The organism is Marinactinospora rubrisoli, from assembly GCF_042664915.1.
GTDB classification, from domain to species: domain Bacteria; phylum Actinomycetota; class Actinomycetes; order Streptosporangiales; family Streptosporangiaceae; genus Marinitenerispora; species Marinitenerispora rubrisoli.
On the sequence record NZ_JBHTBH010000001.1, the window covers coordinates 62396 to 82766 of the forward strand.

The 20371-nt window shown below is 73.0% G+C and carries 18 protein-coding genes; 12 read left to right on the forward strand and 6 right to left on the reverse strand.

The annotated features are described in order from the left end of the window. Window positions 1-10: 10 nt before the first annotated feature. Together ACFQRF_RS00320 and ACFQRF_RS00325 are read right to left on the reverse strand one after the other, a co-directional pair. The gene (locus tag ACFQRF_RS00320; protein WP_379867953.1) at window positions 11-1006 is read right to left on the reverse strand and encodes a glutathione S-transferase family protein; all 996 of its coding nucleotides are present in this window, start codon (window positions 1004-1006) and stop codon (window positions 11-13) included. After that, complete coding sequence (locus tag ACFQRF_RS00325; RefSeq protein ID WP_379867954.1) at window positions 1003-1530, reverse strand: MarR family winged helix-turn-helix transcriptional regulator; 528 nt, start codon at window positions 1528-1530, stop codon at window positions 1003-1005. The genes ACFQRF_RS00320 and ACFQRF_RS00325 overlap by 4 nt, the downstream gene beginning before the upstream one ends. A 115-nt stretch (window positions 1531-1645) precedes the next feature. Here ACFQRF_RS00325 and ACFQRF_RS00330 point away from each other — a divergent pair, with 115 nt between their 5' ends. Then, window positions 1646-2305, forward strand: a complete 660-nt coding sequence (locus ACFQRF_RS00330) for a GNAT family N-acetyltransferase (RefSeq protein ID WP_379867955.1) — start codon at window positions 1646-1648, stop codon at window positions 2303-2305. A gap of 102 nt (window positions 2306-2407) precedes the next feature. Further along, a complete protein-coding gene (locus ACFQRF_RS00335) occupies window positions 2408-3169 on the forward strand; it encodes an SAM-dependent methyltransferase (protein WP_379867956.1) in 762 nt (253 codons plus the stop codon). A gap of 79 nt (window positions 3170-3248) precedes the next feature. On the opposite strand, the gene ACFQRF_RS00340 is transcribed toward ACFQRF_RS00335, so the two are convergent. Further along, window positions 3249-3533, reverse strand: coding sequence for a hypothetical protein (locus ACFQRF_RS00340; protein WP_379867957.1), 285 nt, complete (start codon window positions 3531-3533; stop codon window positions 3249-3251). Between the two features lie 670 nt (window positions 3534-4203). Between ACFQRF_RS00340 and ACFQRF_RS00345 the strand changes: the two genes are divergently transcribed. From ACFQRF_RS00345 to ACFQRF_RS00375, 7 genes are all read left to right on the forward strand, one after another. After that, complete coding sequence (locus tag ACFQRF_RS00345) at window positions 4204-5415, forward strand: ROK family protein (RefSeq protein WP_379867958.1); 1212 nt, start codon at window positions 4204-4206, stop codon at window positions 5413-5415. Next, a complete protein-coding gene (locus tag ACFQRF_RS00350) occupies window positions 5412-6311 on the forward strand; it encodes a carbohydrate ABC transporter permease (RefSeq protein WP_379867959.1) in 900 nt (299 codons plus the stop codon). The genes ACFQRF_RS00345 and ACFQRF_RS00350 overlap by 4 nt, the downstream gene beginning before the upstream one ends. Then, entirely contained in the window at window positions 6308-7240 is a 933-nt protein-coding gene (locus ACFQRF_RS00355) for a carbohydrate ABC transporter permease (RefSeq protein ID WP_379867960.1), read from the forward strand. Before ACFQRF_RS00350 ends, ACFQRF_RS00355 begins: the two co-directional genes overlap by 4 nt. A gap of 70 nt (window positions 7241-7310) precedes the next feature. Continuing rightward, the gene (locus ACFQRF_RS00360) at window positions 7311-8678 is read left to right on the forward strand and encodes an ABC transporter substrate-binding protein (RefSeq protein ID WP_379867961.1); all 1368 of its coding nucleotides are present in this window, start codon (window positions 7311-7313) and stop codon (window positions 8676-8678) included. A 320-nt stretch (window positions 8679-8998) separates the two neighbouring features. After that, on the forward strand, window positions 8999-11050 hold the full coding sequence (locus ACFQRF_RS00365) for a glycoside hydrolase (RefSeq protein WP_379867962.1): 2052 nt from the start codon (window positions 8999-9001) through the stop codon (window positions 11048-11050). 2 nt (window positions 11051-11052) lie between these two features. Continuing rightward, window positions 11053-12804, forward strand: a complete 1752-nt coding sequence (locus ACFQRF_RS00370) for a glycoside hydrolase family 35 protein (protein WP_379867963.1) — start codon at window positions 11053-11055, stop codon at window positions 12802-12804. A 270-nt stretch (window positions 12805-13074) separates the two neighbouring features. Next, the gene (locus ACFQRF_RS00375; RefSeq protein WP_379867964.1) at window positions 13075-13305 is read left to right on the forward strand and encodes a response regulator transcription factor; all 231 of its coding nucleotides are present in this window, start codon (window positions 13075-13077) and stop codon (window positions 13303-13305) included. A gap of 50 nt (window positions 13306-13355) precedes the next feature. Here the strand turns inward: ACFQRF_RS00375 and ACFQRF_RS00380 are convergent, their stop codons facing one another. Beyond that, a complete protein-coding gene (locus ACFQRF_RS00380) occupies window positions 13356-13757 on the reverse strand; it encodes a VOC family protein (RefSeq protein WP_379867965.1) in 402 nt (133 codons plus the stop codon). Window positions 13758-13945: 188 nt separating this feature from the next. Between ACFQRF_RS00380 and ACFQRF_RS00385 the strand changes: the two genes are divergently transcribed. Then, window positions 13946-15202, forward strand: a complete 1257-nt coding sequence (locus ACFQRF_RS00385) for a right-handed parallel beta-helix repeat-containing protein (RefSeq protein ID WP_379867966.1) — start codon at window positions 13946-13948, stop codon at window positions 15200-15202. A gap of 811 nt (window positions 15203-16013) precedes the next feature. Here ACFQRF_RS00385 and ACFQRF_RS00390 read toward each other — a convergent pair. Together ACFQRF_RS00390 and ACFQRF_RS00395 are read right to left on the reverse strand one after the other, a co-directional pair. Further along, on the reverse strand, window positions 16014-16544 hold the full coding sequence (locus ACFQRF_RS00390; RefSeq protein ID WP_379867967.1) for a hypothetical protein: 531 nt from the start codon (window positions 16542-16544) through the stop codon (window positions 16014-16016). A gap of 1074 nt (window positions 16545-17618) precedes the next feature. Further along, window positions 17619-18497, reverse strand: a complete 879-nt coding sequence (locus ACFQRF_RS00395) for a helix-turn-helix transcriptional regulator (protein ID WP_379867968.1) — start codon at window positions 18495-18497, stop codon at window positions 17619-17621. Between the two features lie 234 nt (window positions 18498-18731). Here ACFQRF_RS00395 and ACFQRF_RS00400 point away from each other — a divergent pair, with 234 nt between their 5' ends. Together ACFQRF_RS00400 and ACFQRF_RS00405 are read left to right on the forward strand one after the other, a co-directional pair. Then, window positions 18732-19502: an SDR family NAD(P)-dependent oxidoreductase gene (locus ACFQRF_RS00400; RefSeq protein ID WP_379867969.1), complete on the forward strand. Its 771-nt coding sequence runs from the start codon at window positions 18732-18734 to the stop codon at window positions 19500-19502. 62 nt (window positions 19503-19564) lie between these two features. Next, entirely contained in the window at window positions 19565-20227 is a 663-nt protein-coding gene (locus tag ACFQRF_RS00405; RefSeq protein WP_379867970.1) for a class I SAM-dependent methyltransferase, read from the forward strand. Window positions 20228-20371 lie beyond the last annotated feature (144 nt).

A 20371-nucleotide genomic window follows, 5' to 3' on the forward strand; every position in this document is an offset into this window, starting at 1 on the left:
GGCCGCCCGGTCACACCGGCGGTGGCACCGTCTCATCGGCCGGTGGGGGCGGTGGCGGGGTGCCCTCGCCGAAGGGGCGTCCGCCCAGGGACTCGCGGCCGTGCGGGGTCGTCCAGCCGGAGAGGTCGGGGCCCAAGGGGACGATGCGGCTGGGATTGATCTGGTCGTGCACCGCGTAGTAGTGGCGCTTGATGTGGTCGAAGTCGATCGTGTCGCCGAACCCCGGGGTCTGGAACAGGTCGCGGGCGTAGGCCCACAGCACCGGCATCTCGGTCAGCTTGCTGCGGTTGCACTTGAAGTGGCCGTGGTAGACGGCGTCGAAGCGGACCAACGTGACGAACAGCCGGATGTCGGCCTCGGTGATGGTGTCGCCGACGAGGTACCGCTGGTGCGCCAGCCGTTCCGACAGCGCGTCGAGGCGCTCGAACAGCCGGGTGTAGGCGCGCTCGTAGGTCTCCCGCCGCCGCGCGAATCCGGCGATGTAGACGCCGTTGTTGACGTCGCGGAACACCTCAGCGTTGACCGCGTCGATCTCGGCCCGCAGCGGTTCGGGGTACAGGTCGGGGGCGCCGGGGCGGTGCAGCCCGCGCCACTCGGTGGCGAGGTCCAGCGTGATCCGCTGGTAGTCGTTGGTGACCAGCCGTCCGCTCGGGACGTCCACGATCGCGGGCACGCTCACGCCGCCGGTGTACTCGGGCTCGCGTGCGAGATAGGCCTCGGAGAGGAAGCGGATGCCGAGCACGGGGTCGCGGCCGTCCGGGTCGAGGGTGAAGCGCCAGCTCCGCTCGTCCTGGATCGGGTCGGTGACCGCCAGCGAGATCGCCGGCTCCAGGCCGAGCAGCCGCCGGGCGATCAGCGAGCGGTTGGCCCACGGGCAGGCACGGCTGACGACGAGCCGGTAGCGGCCCGGCTCGACCGGCCAGCCGGACGCCCCGTCGGCCGTGATGCGGTCGGCGAAATGGCTGGGCGATCGCTGGAATTCGGACGTCTGCTCGGTGCCGCTCATCGGTGCGCACTCCCTCCGCCGCCGACCGCCGCCTTCGGTGCGATGGCGTCCGCGCCGCACGCGTCGAACTCCTCCGGGGCACCCCCGGGGGCGAGCCGGGCGAGGAACGCGGCGACCTGGTCGAGTTCGCCGTCCGGGAGCAGCGCGCCGAAGTTGCGCTGCACGCCCGCGAGGTGAACCTCGGCCGCCTCCGCGAGCCGCTCGACGCCCAGGTCGGTGAGCACGGCGTAGACGCCCCGCCGGTCGCCCGGTGCCGGTTCCCGCGTGACCAGGCCCGCCTGGGCCATCCGGTCGACGAGGCGGGTCAGCCCGCCGGTGGTGTAGAGGACGGCGGCGGACAGGTCGCTCATCCGCATCCGGCGGTCCGGCGTCTCCCGCAGCCGCAGCAGCACGTCGTACTCCGCCAGCGCGAGCCCGGCGCCGTCCCTGAGTTCGCGTTCCAGCTGCACCATGAGCCGGCTGTGTCCCTGGAGGAAGTCCCGCCACACCGCGAGCCGGCGCGCGTCCGGCCGTTCCCCGTCCATGTGCCCTCCTGCTTGTTCGTCGTCTTCCAGTATCTGCCTCGGCGGCGGCGCCGTGCCCACGGGCGCGGCGGAAAACCGGTCGCGCCCGGGCGTGCGGGGCCGGACAATCCGTGCCATGGAAGCACGCCACTGGCCCGTCTATGACCTTCGCGTCCGCACACCGCGGCTGGAGCTGCGGCTCCCCGTGCTCACGGAACTGGACGCTCTCGCCGAACTGGCCGCCGACGGGGTGCACGATCCGGCGGTGATGCCGTTCACGGTGCCGTGGACGGATGCCGGGCCGGAGGAAGTGGCGCGCAGCGTCATGCAGTACCACTGGCGGACGCTCGGCGCGAGCACTCCGGCCGACTGGGTGCTGCCGCTCGGCGTGTTCCTGGACGGCGAGATCGTCGGCACCCAGGAACTGAGCGCCCGGCACTTCGCCGTCCTGCGCGAGGTGCACACCGGATCGTGGCTGGGGCGGCGGTACCAGGGCCGGGGGATCGGGACCGAGATGCGCGCCGCGGTGCTGCACCTGGCGTTCGCCGGCCTTGGCGCCGAGACGGCGCGCTCGGCCGCGATGTCGGACAACACCGTCTCCCTGGCGGTGTCCCGGAAGCTCGGCTACCGGCCGGACGGTACCGCGCTGCTGGCGCCGCGGGGCCGCCCGGCGGTGGAGCAGCGCCTGGTGCTGAGCCGGGCCGACTGGTCGGCGCAGCGCTCCGTTCCCGTCGAGGTCGAGGGCCTGGCGCGCTGCCGTGCGCTGTTGGGGCTGGCCGGAGCAGCGGACGGCTGACCGTCCGGTGCGGAGGCGAAAGTCTTCGCCGTTCGCCCCACATGTCGCGAACCTGGGGATCTGCTGTACGAGTGCCGAGCGGCGCCGCTACGCTCGCGGAACATGACCGACACGCCCCCGCCCTCCCGTTATGTCTGGCTGGACTTCAACGCCCCGCTTTCCGACGCGCGCGCCCGGCGGCTGGTCGAGCGGCTGGTACACCCCGCCCCGGCCACCGTGCTGGACTTCGGCTGCGGGTGGGGCGAACTGCTGCTCCGGCTTCTGGAAGCCGCGCCCGGGGCGGTGGGGACCGGCGTCGACACCGACGGCAGCCTGCTCGCCCGCGGACACGCCGCCGCCGTCGCGCGCGGGATGGCCGACCGCGTGTCGTTCGTCGAGGGGCCGGCGGCGACCTGGCGTGAACCGGCCGACCTGGTCGTCTGCGTGGGCGCGAGCCACGCGTTCGGCGACACCGCGGACGCGCTGCGCGCTCTGCGGCGGGCGGTCCGCCCCGGCGGACGGGCGCTGTTCGGTGACGGGTTCTGGGAACGGCCGCCCACGCCCGGCGAGTTGTCGCGGATGTGGCCGAAGGCGTCCGCCGACGACTACCCCGACCTCGCGGGTCTGGTGGACCTGGCCGTCGCCGCGGGCTTCCGCCCCCTGTGGGTCGAGGCGGCGAGCCCCGACGAATGGCACGACTTCGAGTCCGGGTTCCTCGCCGACCGGGAGCACTGGCTGCTCGAACACGGCGACCGGCCCGAGGCCGAGCAGGTGCGCGCGTCCGTCGAGCGGCACCGCGCCCGGTGGCTGCGCGGGTACCGGGGCGTGTGGGGGTTCGGCTACCTGACGCTGGGTGTGCCGTCCGCTCCGTCCGCGGCCGGGTAGCCGGTGTCCGGAGCGGCGGCCCGGCCGTCGCCGTCAACGCCGGAGCGGTGGCCACCGTCACGGCGCGTCGCCGCGAGCATCAGGAACGACGGGCGGCGCGGTTCGTCCGCGAGGGCCGCCGGTCGAGCACCGCGGTGCCGGGCACCGGTTCGGCCACGGCGGTCGGCACCAGCCCGGCGGCCGGCAGGCCGTTGACCAGCGTGCCGAACCGGCGGTGGTACTTTCGCACGCCGTCCACGAACCGGGTCCGGGTCCGCGGACCCTCGCTGGCGTAGTGGTCGACCGCCCACACCCGTTTCGCGGGCCCGGAATCCTCGCCGCCGACCGCGACCCGGCCCGCCATCGGGTCCCGCGCCGTGCACATCGGGTGCTCCACCGAGAAGACCAGCCGGCCGCCGGAATGCGCCAGGTGGCGATGCGCGCCACCAGCCCGGCGTCGTCGGCGACATAGTGCAGCGCGAGGCCGCTCACCACGAGGTCGGCGCGTTCCGGGTGGAGAGTGAAGGGCTCCAGGCCGGCCCGCACGTACCGGACCGCCGGGTGCGGCCGCGCCGGACCGAGCATGCGCGCCGAGGCGTCCACCCGGCACGTGGGACGCGCCCGCGTCGGCCCGCCGGTGAGCCTGCTCGCCGGCGCCGCAGCCGAGGTCGACGACCGACGCGCCGGACACGTCCGGCAGCAGCCGGGCCGGCGCCGGTGTCTCCAGATCCTCGTTGCGCCCGGACCGGGTGTCGCGCAGCCACCGGTAGCCGGTGAAGAAGCGCGGATCGTCGTAGAGGCCGCGGCCGGGGATCGTCATCGGGCCGGTCTCCCGTCCGTGGTCGAGGGCGGTCCGCGTGCGCCGGTCCCGGAGGGAGGTGGGCGGGTCGCCGGTTCGAGTCGATGGTGATCGCCCGGTGTCCGGCGCCGTGGGCGGTGGGCGCGCCCGGGCCCCGGACGGCGATCTCCGCGTGGAACGTGTTCCAGTCACACTATTTACAACCCCTGTAAAAACAGTAATGTGGTCTCCGTCACTTCTCTGAAGGGGGCCGGTGATGCCGCGCAGGGGAAGCGCCGCCGACATCCGGCGGGAGAACCTGTTCGACGTGCTGCGCGGCGTGCACGCCCGGTCCACGGCCAGCCGGTCCGAGATCGCCGCCGAGACCGGGCTGAGCTTCGCCACCGTCACCAGCATCGCCAACGAACTGCTGGAGACCGGCGTGCTGATCGAGGCCGCCCGCGAGCACGGCCGCGGCCGGCCCCGCGCCCGGCTCGCCCTCAATCCCGGGCGCGGCCGGCTGGTCGGCGTGGACGTCGCCGAGACCTACGTGCGGGCCGACCTCTACGACCTCGCCCTCGGCGCCCTCGGGACGGCCGAGGTCGCGCTCGACCCGGCCGTCAACCGGGTCGGCGATGTCGTGCACATGGTCGGCCGGGCGGTCGACACCGTCATCGGAACCGGCCGCTCCACCGTCCTCGGGGTCGGCGTGAGCGTCCCCGGCCAGGTCGACCCGGCCGGCGGAACGTCGGTCTTCGCGCCCAACTGGAACTGGCACGACGTCCCGCTCGGCGCCGCGCTCGGAACGGAGCTCGGACTGCCGCTCGTGCTGGACAACCCGCTCAAGGCCATCACCATCGCCGAGCTGTGGTCGGGAGCCGGCCGCGAAGCCGGTGACATCGTGGTGGTCAACCTCGGCACCGGCGTGGGAATCGGCATCGCGATCGGCGGCGAACTCCACCGCGGCGCCACCAACAGCGCGGGCGAGTGGGGGCACACCACCCTCGCGATCGACGGGCCGCCCTGCCGGTGCGGCGGCCGCGGCTGCGTCGAGGCGTTCGTGGGCGCGCCCGCCATCCTCGGCACCTGGGAGCGGATGCGCGCCGGGGCCGCGGTGCCGTGGTCCGGGCAGGCCGAGGGCATCGCGGCGCTCGCCGCGGCGCTGGCCGAGGGCGATCCGGTGGCCGCCGCGGTCATCGACGAGACCGGCCGGCACCTCGGCGCCGGGCTCGCCAACCTCGTCAACGTGCTCAACCCCGAACTCGTGGTGCTCGCCGGCTGGGTCGGCGCCGCCCTCGGTCCGCCGCTGCTCGCCGCCGTGCGGCGGGAGATGAAACGCCAGGCGCTCAGCCGCCCGCTGGACGCCGCCGAGCTGCGGCTTCGAGGGAGCGACGGCGCCAGCGTCAGCCTGGGCGCGGCGACGTTCGCGCTGGAAGCGTGCGTGGCCGGGCTGCTGGAGGAGCGCCGTTCCGAAGGGGCCGCGCGGTGAGCGCCGCGACGGTCGCGCCCCGCCGGCGCGGCCGGCGCCGCGTCCAGTGGGCGGGCCTGTGGTTCGCCGCCCCGTTCATGGCGGTGTTCGCGGTGGCCGTCCTGGCGCCGCTGGGCTACGCCCTCTACCTCATGCTGTTCCAGGAGCGCCTGGTCGGCGGCACGGTCTTCGTCGGCGCCGAGAACCTGTGGAACGCCTTCACCGACGCGCGGCTGCTGGAGGGCCTGCGCCGGGTCGCGCTGTTCCTGCTCGTGCAGGTCCCCATCATGCTGGGGCTCGCGCTGCTCGCGGCGCTCGCCCTGGACAGCGGGCTGCTCCGGTTCGCCCGGGTGTTCCGGGTCGGGATCTTCGTGCCGTACGCGATCCCGTCCGTGGTGGCCGCCCTCATGTGGGGCTTCATGTACGGCGACGAGTTCGGCCTGGTCGCCGACCTGGAGGGGCTGCTCGGGGTGCCGATGCCCGATCTGCTCGCCGGACCCTGGCTGCTTCCCGCGATCGGCAACATCGTGACCTGGGAGTTCGTCGGCTACAACATGCTGATCCTGTACGCGGCGCTGCGGGCGGTGCCCACGGAGCTCTACGAGGCGGCCGACATCGACGGCGCCGGGGAGATCCGCAAGGCGGTCGCCATCAAACTGCCCGCGCTGCGCGGGGCCATCGGGGTCGCGCTGCTGTTCTCCATCATCGGCAGCTTCCAGCTGTTCAACGAGCCGAACGTGCTTCGGGCCATCTCCCCGGCCGTGTCCACCTACTACACGCCGAACATGTACGCCTACAACCTCGCGTTCAACGGACAGCAGTTCAACTACTCGGCAGCGGTGGCCGTCGTGCTCGCCCTCGCGACGATCGCGGTCGCCTACGTCGCCCAGCTGGTCACCGCGAGGGGGCAGCGATGACGCTCGCCGGTACCCGCCCGCGCACCGCCCGCCGCACCGCTGCGGGCGGCACCCGGCCACACCACAAACCGGCGCGCGGCCGGCGGAGCCGGTCCTCCCTGCCGCTCACCCTGGTCATGGCGGTCATGCTCGGCTACGCGGTCGTCCCGCTGCTGTGGCTGGTCATCAGCGCCACCAAGACCAACGCCGGGCTGTTCACCAGCCCCGGGCTGTGGTTCGCCGACGACGTGGCGCTCTGGGACAACATCGTGCAGACCTTCAGCTACCAGGACGGCGTCTACACCCGCTGGCTCCTCAACACGATGCTCTACGCCGGGGTGGGCGCCGGCGGCGCCACGGTGCTCGCCGCCATGGGCGGTTACGCGCTCGCCAAGTTCGACTTCCCGGGCCGGCGCCTGATGGCCGCGGTCGTGATCGGCGGCGCCGCGGTCCCGCTGACCGCGCTGGCCGTGCCGACCTTCCTGCTGTTCAGCCGACTCGGCCTGGTCAACACGCCGTGGGCCGTGATCATCCCCGCCCTGGTCAGCCCGTTCGGGCTGTACCTGATGCGGATCTTCGCCGCCGAGGCGGTACCGGACTCCCTGCTGGAGGCGGCCCGGATCGACGGCGCCGGCGAGCTGCGGATCTTCCTGACCGTCGCGCTGCGGCTTCTCGCGCCCGGCGCGGTGACCGTCCTGCTCTTCACGCTGGTCGCCACCTGGAACAACTACTTCCTGCCGCTCATCATGATCAACGACCCGCGCTGGTACCCGCTGACCGTCGGCCTCAACCAGTGGAACAGCCAGATCGGCTCCAGCTCCGGCGGCGAGGCCGTGTACAACATCATGCTCACCGGATCGCTCCTGGCCGTCGTCCCGCTCGTCGTCGCCTTTCTGCTGCTCCAGCGGTACTGGCAGTCCGGCCTGGCCGCCGGCAGCGTCAAGCAGTGACGCGTCCCCTCCCGTCCCCGACCGCCCTCTTCCGCCCCGAGCCAGCCCACCTCCCGAGGAAGGCCACCGCATGTCGCGAGCACCACGTCCCATCCCGCCGCGCCGGCGTTGGGCTCCCCGCACGGGAGCCGCGGCCCTGGCGGGCCTCCTCGTCCTCACCGGCTGTGGCGGGCCAGGTGACGGACCCGCCACGGGCACCCAGGAGGACATCGAGGCCGCGCTCCAGGAGGAGACCACCATCACCTTCTGGACCTGGGTCCCCGACATCGGCGAGACCGTGGAACTGTTCGAGCGCGAGTACCCCGACATCACCGTGGAAGTGGTGAACTCCGGGCAGTCGGCGCAGCAGTACACCAACATGCAGAACGCCATCCGCGCCGGGAGCGGCGGTCCGGACGTCGCGCAGGTGGAGTACTTCGCCCTGCCGCAGTTCGCCCTCGCCGAATCGGTGCTCGACCTCACCGACTACGGGTTCGAGTCCCACGCCGACCGGTTCACCGACTCCGCGTGGGAACAGGTGAACGTGGCGGGCGGCGTCTACGGCGTCCCGCAGGACACCGGGCCGATGGTGATGTTCTACCGCGAGGACCTTCTCGACGAGGCCGGGATCGAACCGCCCACCACGTGGGAGGAGTTCGCCCAGGCCGCCCGCGACTACCGGGAGCACGACCCCGACGGGTACCTGACCTCGATCGACCCCCTGGACGCCGGTGGGGTCGACTCCCTGCTGTGGCAGGCCGGCTCCCGGCCGTTCGCGGTCGAGGGCGACAGCACCATCGCGCTCGACCTGGCCGACGAGGGCGCCCGGCGGTTCTCCGAGCTGTGGACGCCGCTGCTCGCCGACGACCTCGTCCACGCCGAACAGGGCTGGACCGAGGAGTGGTGGCGCGGGATGTCCTCCGGCCGCTACGCCATGTGGATCGCCGGCGCCTGGGCGCCCGGGTCGCTGGAGACCACCATTCCCGAGACCTCCGGTTCCTGGCGGGTGGCGCCCATCCCGCAGTGGGAGGAGGGCACACCGGTCAACGCCGAGAACGGCGGATCCTCCGTCGCCGTGCTCAGCCAGTCCGAGAACACCCTCGCCGCCATCGGCTTCGCCCAGTGGCTGAACACCGACCCCGAGGCGGTCCGCTCGCTCAGCCGCGACGCCGGGCTGTTCCCGGCGACCACCGAACTCCTGGAAGACCCCGAATGGCTCGGCCAGGAGAGCGAAGTCATGGGCGGCCAGCAGGCCAACCAGGTGTTCGCCGAGGCGTCCGCGGCCGTCGCGCCCGGCTGGCAGTACCTGCCGATCCAGGTGTACGCCAACAGCGTGTTCGGCGACACCGTAGGCCCGGTCATCTCCGACGGCACCCCGGTCGTCGACGGCCTGACCCGGTGGCAGCAGCAGATCGCGGACTACGGCGAGGAACAGGGCTTCACCGTCACCACGCCGTGACCGGCGAGCCGTCGACGCCGCCCGCCGGAGGCCCCCGTGCGTCGGCGGTGGAGGGGAGGGAGGTGGTGAGCGCGACCAAGGAACACGGAGCGGCGAACCACCGAGCGTCCGGAGCCGTCGACGCCGCCCGCCGGAGGCCCCCGCGCGTCGGCGGTGGAGGGGAGGGAGGTGGTGAGCGCGACCAATGAACGCGAAACGGCGAGCCCCCGGGCGCGACCAAGGAACACAGATCGGCGAACCACCGAGCGTCCGAAGACGGAACGGCGGGCGGGTCCCCGGCCGCCGCTCCGCATCCCCCGTCCGGACCCCAAGGAGGCGTCATGCCCCGGCCGTCCCACCACACCCGTCCCGCACGCACCACACCCGGCCGCGCGGCCACGCCGGCCGCGTTCCTGGCCGGCGTCCTCGCCGTCGCCCTCGCGCCCGCGGCCCCGGCGCAGGCGGCGGCCGACCCCGTCGAGATCCGGCTCGACCCGAGCTACCAGCACCCGGCCTTCGAGGGATGGGGCACCTCGCTGATCTGGTTCGGCAACGTGACCGGCGGCTGGCCGGACCCCGTCCGCGAACGGCTCGCCGACGACCTGTTCGGCCCCGATGGGCTGCGGTTCACCATCGCCCGCTACAACATCGGCGGCGGAGACTCACCGGAGACCGAGCCCTACATGCGCCCCGGCGGCGCCGTTCCCGGCTGGTGGAACCGGCCTCCCGAGTTCGGCCCGCCACCGGACGCCGACCCCGGCTGGACCGAGCCCCGAGACTGGTGGGACCCGGACGATCCCGGCCACTGGAACCTCGCCGCGGACGCCGACCAGCGGTGGTGGATCACGGCCGCCGCCGACCGTGGGGCCGACACCTTCGAGGCGTTCTCCAACTCCGCCCCCTACTTCATGACCGAGAGCGGGTTCACCTCCGGCAACGTCGACGGCAACGAGGACAACCTGCGCGACGACCAGTACGAGCGGTTCGCCGCCTACCTCGCCGGCGTCGTCGAGCACGTCGAGGAGAGCGCCGGCATCGAGGTCGCCTCGCTGTCGCCCATGAACGAGCCCAACACCCCCTACTGGTCCGCGGGCGGCCGGCAGGAGGGTTCGCACTGGAGCCCCGCCGCCCAGCAGCGGATGATCGCGGCCACCCGCGCCGAACTCGACCGCCGCGGCATGGACACCGCGGTCGCCGCCATGGACGAGACCAACCCGGGGGTCTTCCGGACGAACTGGGAGTCCTACGACGCGGCCACCCGCGCCGCCATCGACCGGCTCAACGTGCACACGTACTCGCCCACCCAGCGCACCGGTCCGCGCGACATCGCCAAGGGCGCGGACACTCCGCTATGGATGTCGGAGGTCGATCTCGGGCCGAGCGGTATCCCCCAGGACTTCACCGACATCCGCCCCGGACTGGCGCTGTCGCAGCGCATCACCGGCGACATCAGGGAGCTGGAGCCGAGCGCCTGGGTGCTGTGGCAGGCCATCGAGGACTACGAGAACATGTCGCCCGAGCACGAGAACATGAACTGGGGGCTCATCCAGGTCGACTTCACCACCGACGACCCGGCGGCGGAGCCGGTGCGCCGGAACAAGAAGTTCTACGTCATGGGCAACTACAGCCGGTTCGTGGAACCCGGATCGCACGTCATCGCCACCGACGACGCGGACACGCTCGCGGCGATCGACCCCACCGGGCGCCGGGTCGTCGTGGTGCACACCAACTCCACCGGGGCCCCGCGGGAACTCGACCTCGACCTCTCGGGCTTCGCCGCCATCGACGCCTCCGCGCGCGCCGTTCCGCACACGACCTCGGCCGAGCACGACCTGCGCCGCGGCGCCGCCGTGCCCGTCCGGAACGAGCGGCTGCGCACCAGCGTGCCCGCCGGTTCCGTGACCACCTTCGTCATCGACGGGGTGCGCGGCGTCGACCCGGCCGAGGCGCCGCTGGGCGGTGCCGCCGAGCGTGAGCTGCGCAACGCCAACAGCGGCATGGCCCTCACCGCCACCACGGCCGGCACGGTCGTGCAGCGCGCCCCCGACTCCGCGGATCCCGCGCAGCGGTGGACGCTGGACAAGCGCACCGACGGCTGGACGAACCGCGAGGAGTATCGGATCACCAACACCGCGACCGGACAGGCGCTCGGCCTCGCCGACGGGGAACTCGTCCTGGCGGACCCGGGGGACGACCCCGGTCAGCGGTGGATGTTCTCCGGTTCCGGCGACGGCGGCCACACGCTCGTCAACGCCGCCACCGGCGAACTGCTCGACGTCCTCGGGCAGTCCACGGAGGACGGCGCCCCGGTGGGCGTGTGGCCTCCCACGACGGGGGCGAACCAGACGTGGACCGTCCGCGACCTGCCATCCGGCCAGCGCACGGAGGGGTGACCATGCCGGAATTCACGATCGGAGACCGGGACTTTCTCCTCGACGGCCGGCCCGTGCGCATCATCTCGGGCGCGCTGCACTACTTCCGGGTGCACCCGGAACAGTGGGCCGACCGGCTGGCCAAGGCACGGATGATGGGGCTGAACACCGTCGAGACCTACGTGCCGTGGAACGCGCACGCCCCCGAACCCGGGGAGTTCCGGCTCGACGGCGGGCTCGACCTGCCGCGCTTCCTGGACCTGGCCGCCGAACACGACCTGCACGCCATCGTGCGGCCGGGCCCCTACATCTGCGCCGAGTGGGACAACGGCGGGCTGCCCGGCTGGCTGACCCGTGACCCGTCCATCCGGCTGCGGACCGGCGACCCGCGGTTCCTGGCGGCCGTCGCCGGCTACTTCGACCGGCTGCTCCCGGTGCTCGCCCCCGCCCAGGTCACCCGGGGCGGGCCGGTGCTCGCCGTGCAGGTCGAGAACGAGTACGGCGCCTACGGCGACGACCCTGGATATCTGCGCGCCCTCGCCGACCTGCTGCGGCGCGGCGGAATCGATGTCCCGCTGTTCACCTGTGACCAGGCCGACGACGCCATGCTGGCCCGGGGCGGGCTCCCCGAACTGCACCGCGCCGCCACCTTCGGCGGGCGCGTCGCCGAACGGCTCGCCGCACTGCGCCGGCACCAGCCGGTCGGCCCGCTGATGTGCGCCGAGTTCTGGAACGGCTGGTTCGACCACTGGGGCGGCATCCACCGCACCACCCCGGCCGCCGACTCCGCGCGGGCGCTGGACGAACTGCTCGCCGCCGGGGCCTCGGTGAACATCTACCTGCTGCACGGTGGCAGCAACTTCGGTCTCACCAACGGAGCCAACGACAAGGGCGTCTACCGGCCGACCGTCACCTCCTACGACTACGACGCGCCACTGTCGGAGGCGGGCGAACCGACGGAGAAGTACGCCGCCTACCGCGAGGTGATCGCCCGGTACGCTCCCGTGCCGGAACTCGCCCCGAGCCCCGGCGGCCCCGCGCCCGCGTTCCCGGTCCGCGCCACGTCCGTCGCGCCGGTCCTCGCCCACCTCGGCACCCTGGGGACCCGCACCGACCACGACCGGGCTCCCACCATGGACGAGGTCGGCCAGTACCGGGGTTTCTTGCACTATCGGACCGTGCTCGCCACCGCAGGCCCGCAGGTGCTGTCGGCCGAGGAGGTGCGCGACCGCGCCCAGGTGTTCGTGGACGGCGTGCCGTCCGGTGTGCTCAGCCGCGAGTTCCACGACACCGCGCTGACGCTCGCCCCGGCGCGCGCCGGGGCGGTCCTGGACATCCTCGTGGAGGACCAGGGCCGGGTGAACTACGGTCCGCGGATCGGCGAACACAAAGGTCTGATCGGCCCGGTGGCCGTGGACGGCACCGAGCTCCACGGCTGGCAGGTGCACCGGCTCGACCTCGACGCGCACGCCGAACTGCCGTTCACCCCGCTGGAGGGCCCGGTGCTCGACCCGGCGTTCTACATCGGCGAGTTCGAGGCGGATGGCCCGGTTGACCTGCACCTCGCACTCCCCGGATGGGGGAAGGGGGTGGCGTGGGTCAACGGCTGGTGCCTTGGCCGGTACTGGCGCCGTGGCCCACAGCGCACGCTGTACGTCCCGGGACCGGTCGTGCGCGATGGCCGTAACCGCCTGACCGTGCTGGAGCTGGAGTCCGTCCGGCGGCCGAAGTGGGAGTTCCGCCCCGGCCCGGAACTCGGTCCGATCGAGGAGTGAACCCTTCTCCCGCCCTGGGGGACCAGGGCGGGAGAAGGGGCGGTTCCTGGTTGCGGTTACACACCGTGTTCCACGTGAAACAATGCCGGGCCGGAGCCGGTTCGCCGGGACGGCCATCGGAGCGCTGATTCTCCTGCCCGAACGGCCGCTGCGGCGCGGGGCTACCTGAATCCGCTCCACTCCGCCGCGCGTTCGATGACAGATTCGCGGCTGTCGCTCCACACAACCCGCGGCGTTCCGTGGTGCGCCGTCCGCTGGCAGGTGAGGGCGGTGCTGGTCCAGTGCTGCGGGTCCGCGCCATGGAACCCGTCCGGGAGACGCGAGATACCGACGTATCTGTCGGGGCTGACCAACCGGGAGATCGCCGAACACCGGTATCTCGGTGTCGCCACGGTGAAGACGCACGTGAGCCGGCTGCTCACCAAGCCGGGGGCGCGCGATCGCGTCCAGCCGGTCATCGCCGCCTACGAGCGCGGGCTGGTGGTGGGCGGGCTGGATTGACCGGCGGTCCAGGCGCTCGGAGGTGGTATCCGGCCCGGACCGGCCGGCGGTCACCCCGTCGTAGGCAGCGGTGCGAACAGGTCGATGCCGTTGCCGTCCGGGTCGCGCACGGTCGCGTAGCGCTGGCCCCACGCCGCGTCCCAGGGCTCGTGGTGGCCGGGGTAGCCGACGGCGACGAGTTCGCGGTACACCCGGTCCACCTCGGCCGGGTCGTCGCAGCGGAAGGCCAGGGCGATGTTCGGGCCGCCGCTGGCCGGGGTCCAGTCGGGGGCGAACGAACGAACGCTCTCGACCGTGTCCCAGGCGAGTCGCAACCCGCCCGGCAGGGTCGTTTCGACGTGCGGCTGGGAGTCGGCTGCCGCGGGAATGTCCAGGCCGAGGCGGCGGTAGAAGGCCAGCGAGGCCGCCATGTCGGCCACGACCAGGCCGATCAGGTCACAGGAAATCGTCATGGCGGCAGGCTAGGGCGGTCGCAGGCGCGCGGTCTTGCACGAATCGGCCATGGCCCGTCGCCGGGGCAGCGGACGGCACGCCCGTGATGGCCGCCGGGCAAGAGGCCGAGCGGCCTCTGGCGTGACGCTCAGGCCGGTGCGAAACTGGTTGGAAAGCGCTTTCAATCCCCCAGTTCCAAGGAGGCGCAATGTTCCGGAGCAGACCGCGTGCGGTCCCGTGCGGCCCGGCGGCCGCCGTCCGCAGTGCGATGGTCGCGGTGGCGGCCCTGGCCTCCGTCGCCGCGATGTCCGGGCCGGCCGGTGCCGCACCGGCACCGGCGGCGAGTGCGGACCCCGTTCCCACACTGGTCGTGGCCACCGACGGCGACGATGGCGACCCCGGCACCCTGGAGCGACCGCTGCGGACCGTCCAGCGAGCCGTCGACCTCGCCGGCCCCGGAGACGTCATCGCCATCCGCGGCGGCAGGTATCCGCTGACCACGGACAACATCACCATCACCACCAGCGGGACGGCCGACGCCCCCATCACCCTGACCAACTACGAGGACGAACGGGTGATCATCGACGGCGAGGAGCTGCCGGCCAGCCACACTCCCGTGGGCGGCTCGATCCCGCGGGACCAACGTGGCGCCATCCATCAGGAGGCGGCGCACTGGCGGGTGAGCGGGCTGGAGATCGTCAACGGCCCCTACGGGATCTACTGCAACAACTGCAACGACAACGTCTTCGCCGACCTGGTCACGCGGGACAATTACGAGAGCGGCTTCCAGCTCCAGGGGCAGTCCGCCCGCAACCTGATCCTCAACCTGGACAGCTACGGCAACCGCGACCCGCGCAAGAACGGCGAGAGCGCCGACGGCCTGGCCATCAAGGAGGGCGCGGGCGCCGGCAACGTGGTCCGCGGGGCGCGGCTGTGGAACAACGTGGACGACGGGTTCGACGCCTGGGAGTTCGCCTCGCCCATCACCATCGAGGACAGCGTCGCCTACGGCAACGGCTTCAACCGCTGGAACCTGCCGGACTTCTCCGGCGACGGCAACGGCTTCAAGCTCGGCGGGGGTGATCCCGCGCCCGCCGTCGCGCACGTCGTCCGCAACACCATGGCCTTCGGCAACGCCGCCGACGGCTACACCGACAACGGCAACGCCGGCGCCATGACGGTGTCGCGCAGCACCAGCTACGACAACGCCAGCGAAGGGTTCCAGTTCAGCCGCTCGGCCACCGTCCCGACCCGCAACCTGTCGGTCGGCAACGCGACCGCCGTGCGGCTCGGTTCGGCCGCCGGATCCGGTAACTCCTGGGACATCTCCAACTCGTGGGGTGACGCCGACCTGCTCAGCACCGATCCCGGTGTCCTGACGGGCCCCCGGACCGCCACCGGCGACATCGCCGAGTCGGACTTCCTCCGGCCGCGGAACCACTCGGACCTCGGCGCCCGGCTCTGACCGCCTGAGGCCGGTCGCGGCCACCCGTCGCGCCGTGGCCCCGGCGCGGAAGCGGGGCCACGGCGCGCGGCGCCCGAACCCGCTCGGCGGCTGACGGGTGTTCACCGAACCGGCTGCGGACATGGCGAAGGGCGCCGGGGCGGTGTGTGACAACCGAACTCGGCGCCCTTCTCGCCGCGCTCCACGACGACAAGACCTGCCTTTGATCGAGCGGAATCGGAAACCCGGCCCCGCGCCCGGCCCTGCACATCCGTGATGTGGCGGGCCAGTGCGGTCTCGACCGGCCGGAGCAGCCGAGGCCGATGGACGGCGTTCCCGCGCGCTGCGCCGCCTCCTGTGTCGGTGAACCGCTCGGGTCCGGGCGAGATCCCCGGGTATGGCGTTGACACGTTCCATCACGCCTACTACCGGGTGCCGAGCCCATGCTCGTCACGATCGCAGCGGGAGCCATGACGACGTTCCCTGGCCCCCAGGGAACGCGACGCACGCGAGCAAGCCCTGCACCTATTCCACGTGCGGGAATGTGCGGCTGTGCGTGCCCGGTCGTGACGGACCGGATTCGAGCCGGAGCGCCACGGGCACGCATCCAGGAGGGCCTGTGGGCGTGCGTGCGGCGTCGCGCCCTCGCTCTCAGCGCCGCGAGCCGCCACTTGCTGATCGGCGTACCCGTCAGGCGCTCCCTCGTGGCCTACGGCCACTGACCGACCCCCGGCCCGCGCGCCGCCCACGGCCCGAACATCGGTGCGCCGCCCGCGGGCCGGGGCCGGTGGCGACGGTCCAGAGCACCGGCCCACCCTTCGGGAGACGGCACCTAGTGCAACGCGGCCTGCGCCCGCTCCAGCGCCCGCATGGCGTCGAGCATGTCGTCGGCCGCGGCACGGGTGCCGTCGTCGTCCCGCTGCGTGTCGCGGACGGAGGCGGCGGCGCTGAGCAGCGCGGCGAGCGCGGCACCGGTCAGCTCGATCGCGCGCCCGAGGCGGCCCGCGACCGCGCCCTCGGCCGGTTCCCCGGACTCGCTCCCGACCAGTCGCCCGAGGGCCTGGGTGAGCCGGGTGACCTGCCACTCCGCCAGCGCGAATTCCTCGGTCTCGCTCTCGACGCCGGCCGCCACCGCCCGGCTGTGCGCGGCCGGGCCGAAGTCGGTCGCCCCGGCGTCGATCGCCGCCTGTTCGGCGTCGATCGCGTTGCGTTCCGCGGCGCCGATGAGCGCGTAGGCCAGCTGCACCGCGGCCATCGCGCCCGCCGTCCGGCCGGGCGCGCTCTCGACCTCGATCCCGAACTCCTTCAACAGGACCACCATCCGGTCACCGTTGAGGGGCCGGCCCGTCTGCGTCGTCGTCATGACGATGATCGTAAAGACCGCTTATTACGTACAGCGCAAGAACCGGACAAAACAGGATGGCGGTTTCCGCGATATCAGGTGATGGCTTCCGCCACGGCGCTGGCGCCCCACATTCGGGCGAACAGATCTGGAATTCGTGGCGACCCTAATCGGTCTCGGCCGGACCGCCGTCAGGGCACTGCGGTCCGGACGCCCCGCCGCGGAGAAGGTCAGAACGGCCACCAGGGCGGCGGCCAGCCTCCGGTACCGTCACCCCCGCCCGGGTCGGACGGGCTCGCCGTGGGCTCCGGCGCCGGTGTTCCCTGGCCTGGGCCGCCGGACGGCGGAGCGGTCGGCGCGTCCCCGGGCTCGTCGCCCGGCGGGGTACCGTCGCCGGGCTCCGTGCCCGGTCCGGCCCCGTCGTCGCCCGCCGGATCCCGCGGCTCCTGCGGTTCCTGCGACGTGGGCGGTGCGGGCGCGCTGGGCTCCGGGGCGGAGGGGCTCGGCGAAACGGCCACCTCCTCCACGGCCGACTCCGGAGTCTCCACGGGCGACTCCGAAGGAGACACCGGAGAGTCGGCGACCTCATCGGGCGCGGGCGGCGGCCCGGACGGCGCGTCCGCAACGCGGACCACGGTGTCCGACCCGGCCGTGAAGAGCCATCCCACCCCGCCGCCCGCGATCGCGACCAGGAGGGCACCCGCCACGACGACCACGGCCGAGGGGCGCTCCGTCGAGCCTTCCCGTCCCGCCGAACGGCGCCCCCGCCCCCGCCCCCGGCGCACCGGCGCGGCTCGGCGCGCGGCATGCCGCCCGCGAGCACGACGAGCAGACGACGAGGGGTCGGCCGGGTCCGGGGCGTCCGTCATACCGATCAACTACTCCGAAATGTTCGCTGCCAAGCGGTCTGGGGGTTCGGGAGGGTTCGACGCACCACACACCGATTCGGTTGCCGTGAGCTGGCGTTTCGGCACGTGGGGACCGCCGTAATCTATCGGACCAGCGCCTGCCAGTGGCAACAACCATCCAATGCCGCGGAACCGTACCAGGCGAGGGGGACAGGTCCACGGCCACCCGGACGCGGACGTGGCCGGATCAGCGGCCGTCGGTCCCTGCCGGGCGCGCCGACCGTGCCGCGGTAGGTGCACGCCGGCCGGCGAGGACGGCGAGCGCCTCGGCCGACGCGGTGGACGGATCGGGCGAGTAGACGACCAGCGACTGTTCGGGGTCCTCGTCGACCGAGAGCACCTCGAAATCCAGAAAGATGTCGCCGGCCAGCGGGTGACGCAGGTGCTTGGCGCCCCTGCTGTGGGAGATGACGTTGCGGTCGGCCCACAGCCGGTGGAACTCCGCGCTGTCCCGCGAGAGCGACTGCACGAGATCGGCCAATTGCGGGTCGTCGGGATGACGCCCCGCGTACAGCCGCAGCGCGGCCACGATGTCCCGGGTCGCACGGCCCCAGTCGGCGAACAGTGAGCGGGCCTGCTCGTCCAGGAAGACGTAGCGGGCCATGTTGCGCTCCCGGTAGGGCCGGCCGCCGAAGTCGGTGTACAGGGCGCTGGCCAGCTTGTTGCCGGCCAGGATGTCGAGCCGTCGCCCCTGGATCATCGCCGGCACGTTGTCCATCGCCTCCAGCACGCGGTGCAGGACCGGGCGGACCCGCTGCGGCGCCAGGGGAGGCCGCCGCGTGCGGAGGGAGGGCCGGGCCAGGTCGAACAGGTGGGCGCGTTCCGCGCGATCCAGACGCAGGGCGCGGGCGACGGCGTCCAGCACCGGCTCGGACACGCCTCGTGCGCGACCGCGCTCCAAGCGGACGTAATAGTCCACGCTGACCCCGGCGAGGCGCGCGACCTCCTCACGGCGAAGCCCCGGGACCCGGCGTGCCCCGCCGTTCGGCACCAGCCCGGCCTGCTCGGGGGTGATGCGTGCCCTGCGGGTCCGGAGGAACTCGCGAATCTCGGTGTTGGGCTCCACACGGCAAGGCTACGGGCGCCGGGGCGCTCGCGGCGGGCGGAAGGGGGCACTGCCGGACCCCGTCTCGGCCGTGCCCCTTCGGGCCCACCCGGCCGCCGCCCGTGGTGGTTGCCTGGACATCGAGCCGCCGCATCGCGGTCGGCTCGCCGGTCCGCCCGCCGGCCGGCGCGCGGAGGCCGCGCCGCCGGGGCGCGACGCGGTCCCAGGAGACAGAGCTCAGAAGGAGACGGCACGATGACCGGACATCTGGACGGCACGGTGGCCCTCGTGACAGGAGCGAGCAGCGGGATCGGCGCGGCCACCGCCCGCACGCTCGCCGCGCACGGCGCCCGGGTGGCGGCGGTCGCCCGCCGTAGGGACCGCCTCGACGACCTGGTGGCCGAGATCGGGCGGGCCGGTGGCCGGGCGCTGCCGGTCGCGGCCGACATCACCGTCCGTTCCCAGGCCGAAGCGGCCGTGCGGCAGACGGCCGAACACTTCGGCCGCATCGACACGCTGGTCAATAACGCGGGCCTGATGCTGGCCGGCCCGGTCGTGGGCGCCGACACCGACGACTGGGACCGCATGATCGCGGTCAACGTACGCGGCCTGCTGTACGTGACCCGCGCCGCGCTGCCGTACCTGCTGACAACCGCCGAGCAGGGCCCGCGCCACGTCGCCGACGTCGTCAACATCAGCTCCGTGGGAGGCCGCCGCGCCGCCAACGGGTTCGGCGTGTACAACCTCACCAAGTTCGGCGTGAACGGCTTCACCGACGCGCTCCGGCAGGAGGTCACCCGGCGGCACGTGCGGGTGGGCGTGGTCGAGCCCGGGGGCGTCGTCACCGAACTCGGCTCGCACAACCGGCCTGAGATCCGCGCTGAGGTGATCGATCCGTTCTTCGAGCAGCACGAGGCCCTGCTGCCAGAGGACATCGCCGAGGCCGTCGCCCACATGGTGACCCGCCCGCGTCGCGCCTCGGTCCACGAACTGTGGGTCATGCCGACCGAGCAGCTGACCCCGTGATCGTCCCCTCGGCCCGGGCGACGGGCCGGGGGCCGCCACACGGTCGGCTATCGTTCTCCGTCATGACTGACCCGGACTTCCTGCGCACCGCGCGGGCGTTCTACGACACGATCGCCGCCGACTACGCCGACATGGCCCGCGACGATCTGGAGACCAAGCCGCTGGACCGTGCGATGCTCGCGGCCTTCGCCGAACTCACGCGCTCCACGAACGCGGGCCCCGTCGCCGACCTGGGATGCGGCCCCGGCCGGGTCACGGCGCACCTGCACTCACTCGGAGTGGACGCCTTCGGCGTGGACCTGTCCCCGGCAATGGTCGCGCTCGCGCGACGGGAACACCCGGACCTGCGGTTCGAGGAAGGCTCCATCACCCGTCTTGGGCTGGCCGACGGCTCTTTGAGCGGCATCGTCGCCTGGTACTCCATCATCCACACCCCACCGGAGCGGCTGCCGGAGGCGTTCGCCGAGTTCCACCGGGTACTGGCCCCGGGCGGCCACCTGCTGCTCGCCTTCCAGGTCGGCGACGAGCCCCTGCACGTGGACCGGCCATTCGGCCACCCGGTGGAACTCGACTTCCACCGACAGCGTCCAGACCGGATCGCCACCCTACTGTCCGAGGCCGACATCACCACGACCGCCCAACTGGTACGCCAACCCGACGAGACCGACAAGGGCGCGAAGGTCCCGCAGGGCTACCTACTGGCCCGCCGGCCCGACGGCGCCTGATCCACCGCCATCGACGCGCGGGGGGGGGCGGCCCCTCGGTCGGCTCCCACGTCAACGACGCGAGTTCCGGACTGATCGGCCGCCTGCTGGGCATGGCCGTCGCGACGACGGTCACGACGTGGACGGTGATCCCGACACGGACCG

Excerpts from the sequence above, each read along its gene's own strand:
- ACFQRF_RS00320 (WP_379867953.1), bottom strand. The coding sequence starts at position 1,006 with ATGAGCGGCACCGAGCAGACGTCCGAATTCCAGCGATCGCCCAGCCAT.
- ACFQRF_RS00325 (WP_379867954.1), bottom strand. The coding sequence starts at position 1,530 with ATGGACGGGGAACGGCCGGACGCGCGCCGGCTCGCGGTGTGGCGGGAC.
- ACFQRF_RS00330 (WP_379867955.1), top strand. The coding sequence starts at position 1,646 with ATGGAAGCACGCCACTGGCCCGTCTATGACCTTCGCGTCCGCACACCG.
- ACFQRF_RS00335 (WP_379867956.1), top strand. The coding sequence starts at position 2,408 with ATGACCGACACGCCCCCGCCCTCCCGTTATGTCTGGCTGGACTTCAAC.
- ACFQRF_RS00340 (WP_379867957.1), bottom strand. The coding sequence starts at position 3,533 with ATGTGCACGGCGCGGGACCCGATGGCGGGCCGGGTCGCGGTCGGCGGC.
- ACFQRF_RS00345 (WP_379867958.1), top strand. The coding sequence starts at position 4,204 with ATGCCGCGCAGGGGAAGCGCCGCCGACATCCGGCGGGAGAACCTGTTC.
- ACFQRF_RS00355 (WP_379867960.1), top strand. The coding sequence starts at position 6,308 with ATGACGCTCGCCGGTACCCGCCCGCGCACCGCCCGCCGCACCGCTGCG.
- ACFQRF_RS00360 (WP_379867961.1), top strand. The coding sequence starts at position 7,311 with ATGTCGCGAGCACCACGTCCCATCCCGCCGCGCCGGCGTTGGGCTCCC.
- ACFQRF_RS00365 (WP_379867962.1), top strand. The coding sequence starts at position 8,999 with ATGCCCCGGCCGTCCCACCACACCCGTCCCGCACGCACCACACCCGGC.
- ACFQRF_RS00370 (WP_379867963.1), top strand. The coding sequence starts at position 11,053 with ATGCCGGAATTCACGATCGGAGACCGGGACTTTCTCCTCGACGGCCGG.
- ACFQRF_RS00380 (WP_379867965.1), bottom strand. The coding sequence starts at position 13,757 with ATGACGATTTCCTGTGACCTGATCGGCCTGGTCGTGGCCGACATGGCG.
- ACFQRF_RS00385 (WP_379867966.1), top strand. The coding sequence starts at position 13,946 with ATGTTCCGGAGCAGACCGCGTGCGGTCCCGTGCGGCCCGGCGGCCGCC.
- ACFQRF_RS00390 (WP_379867967.1), bottom strand. The coding sequence starts at position 16,544 with ATGACGACGACGCAGACGGGCCGGCCCCTCAACGGTGACCGGATGGTG.
- ACFQRF_RS00400 (WP_379867969.1), top strand. The coding sequence starts at position 18,732 with ATGACCGGACATCTGGACGGCACGGTGGCCCTCGTGACAGGAGCGAGC.
- ACFQRF_RS00405 (WP_379867970.1), top strand. The coding sequence starts at position 19,565 with ATGACTGACCCGGACTTCCTGCGCACCGCGCGGGCGTTCTACGACACG.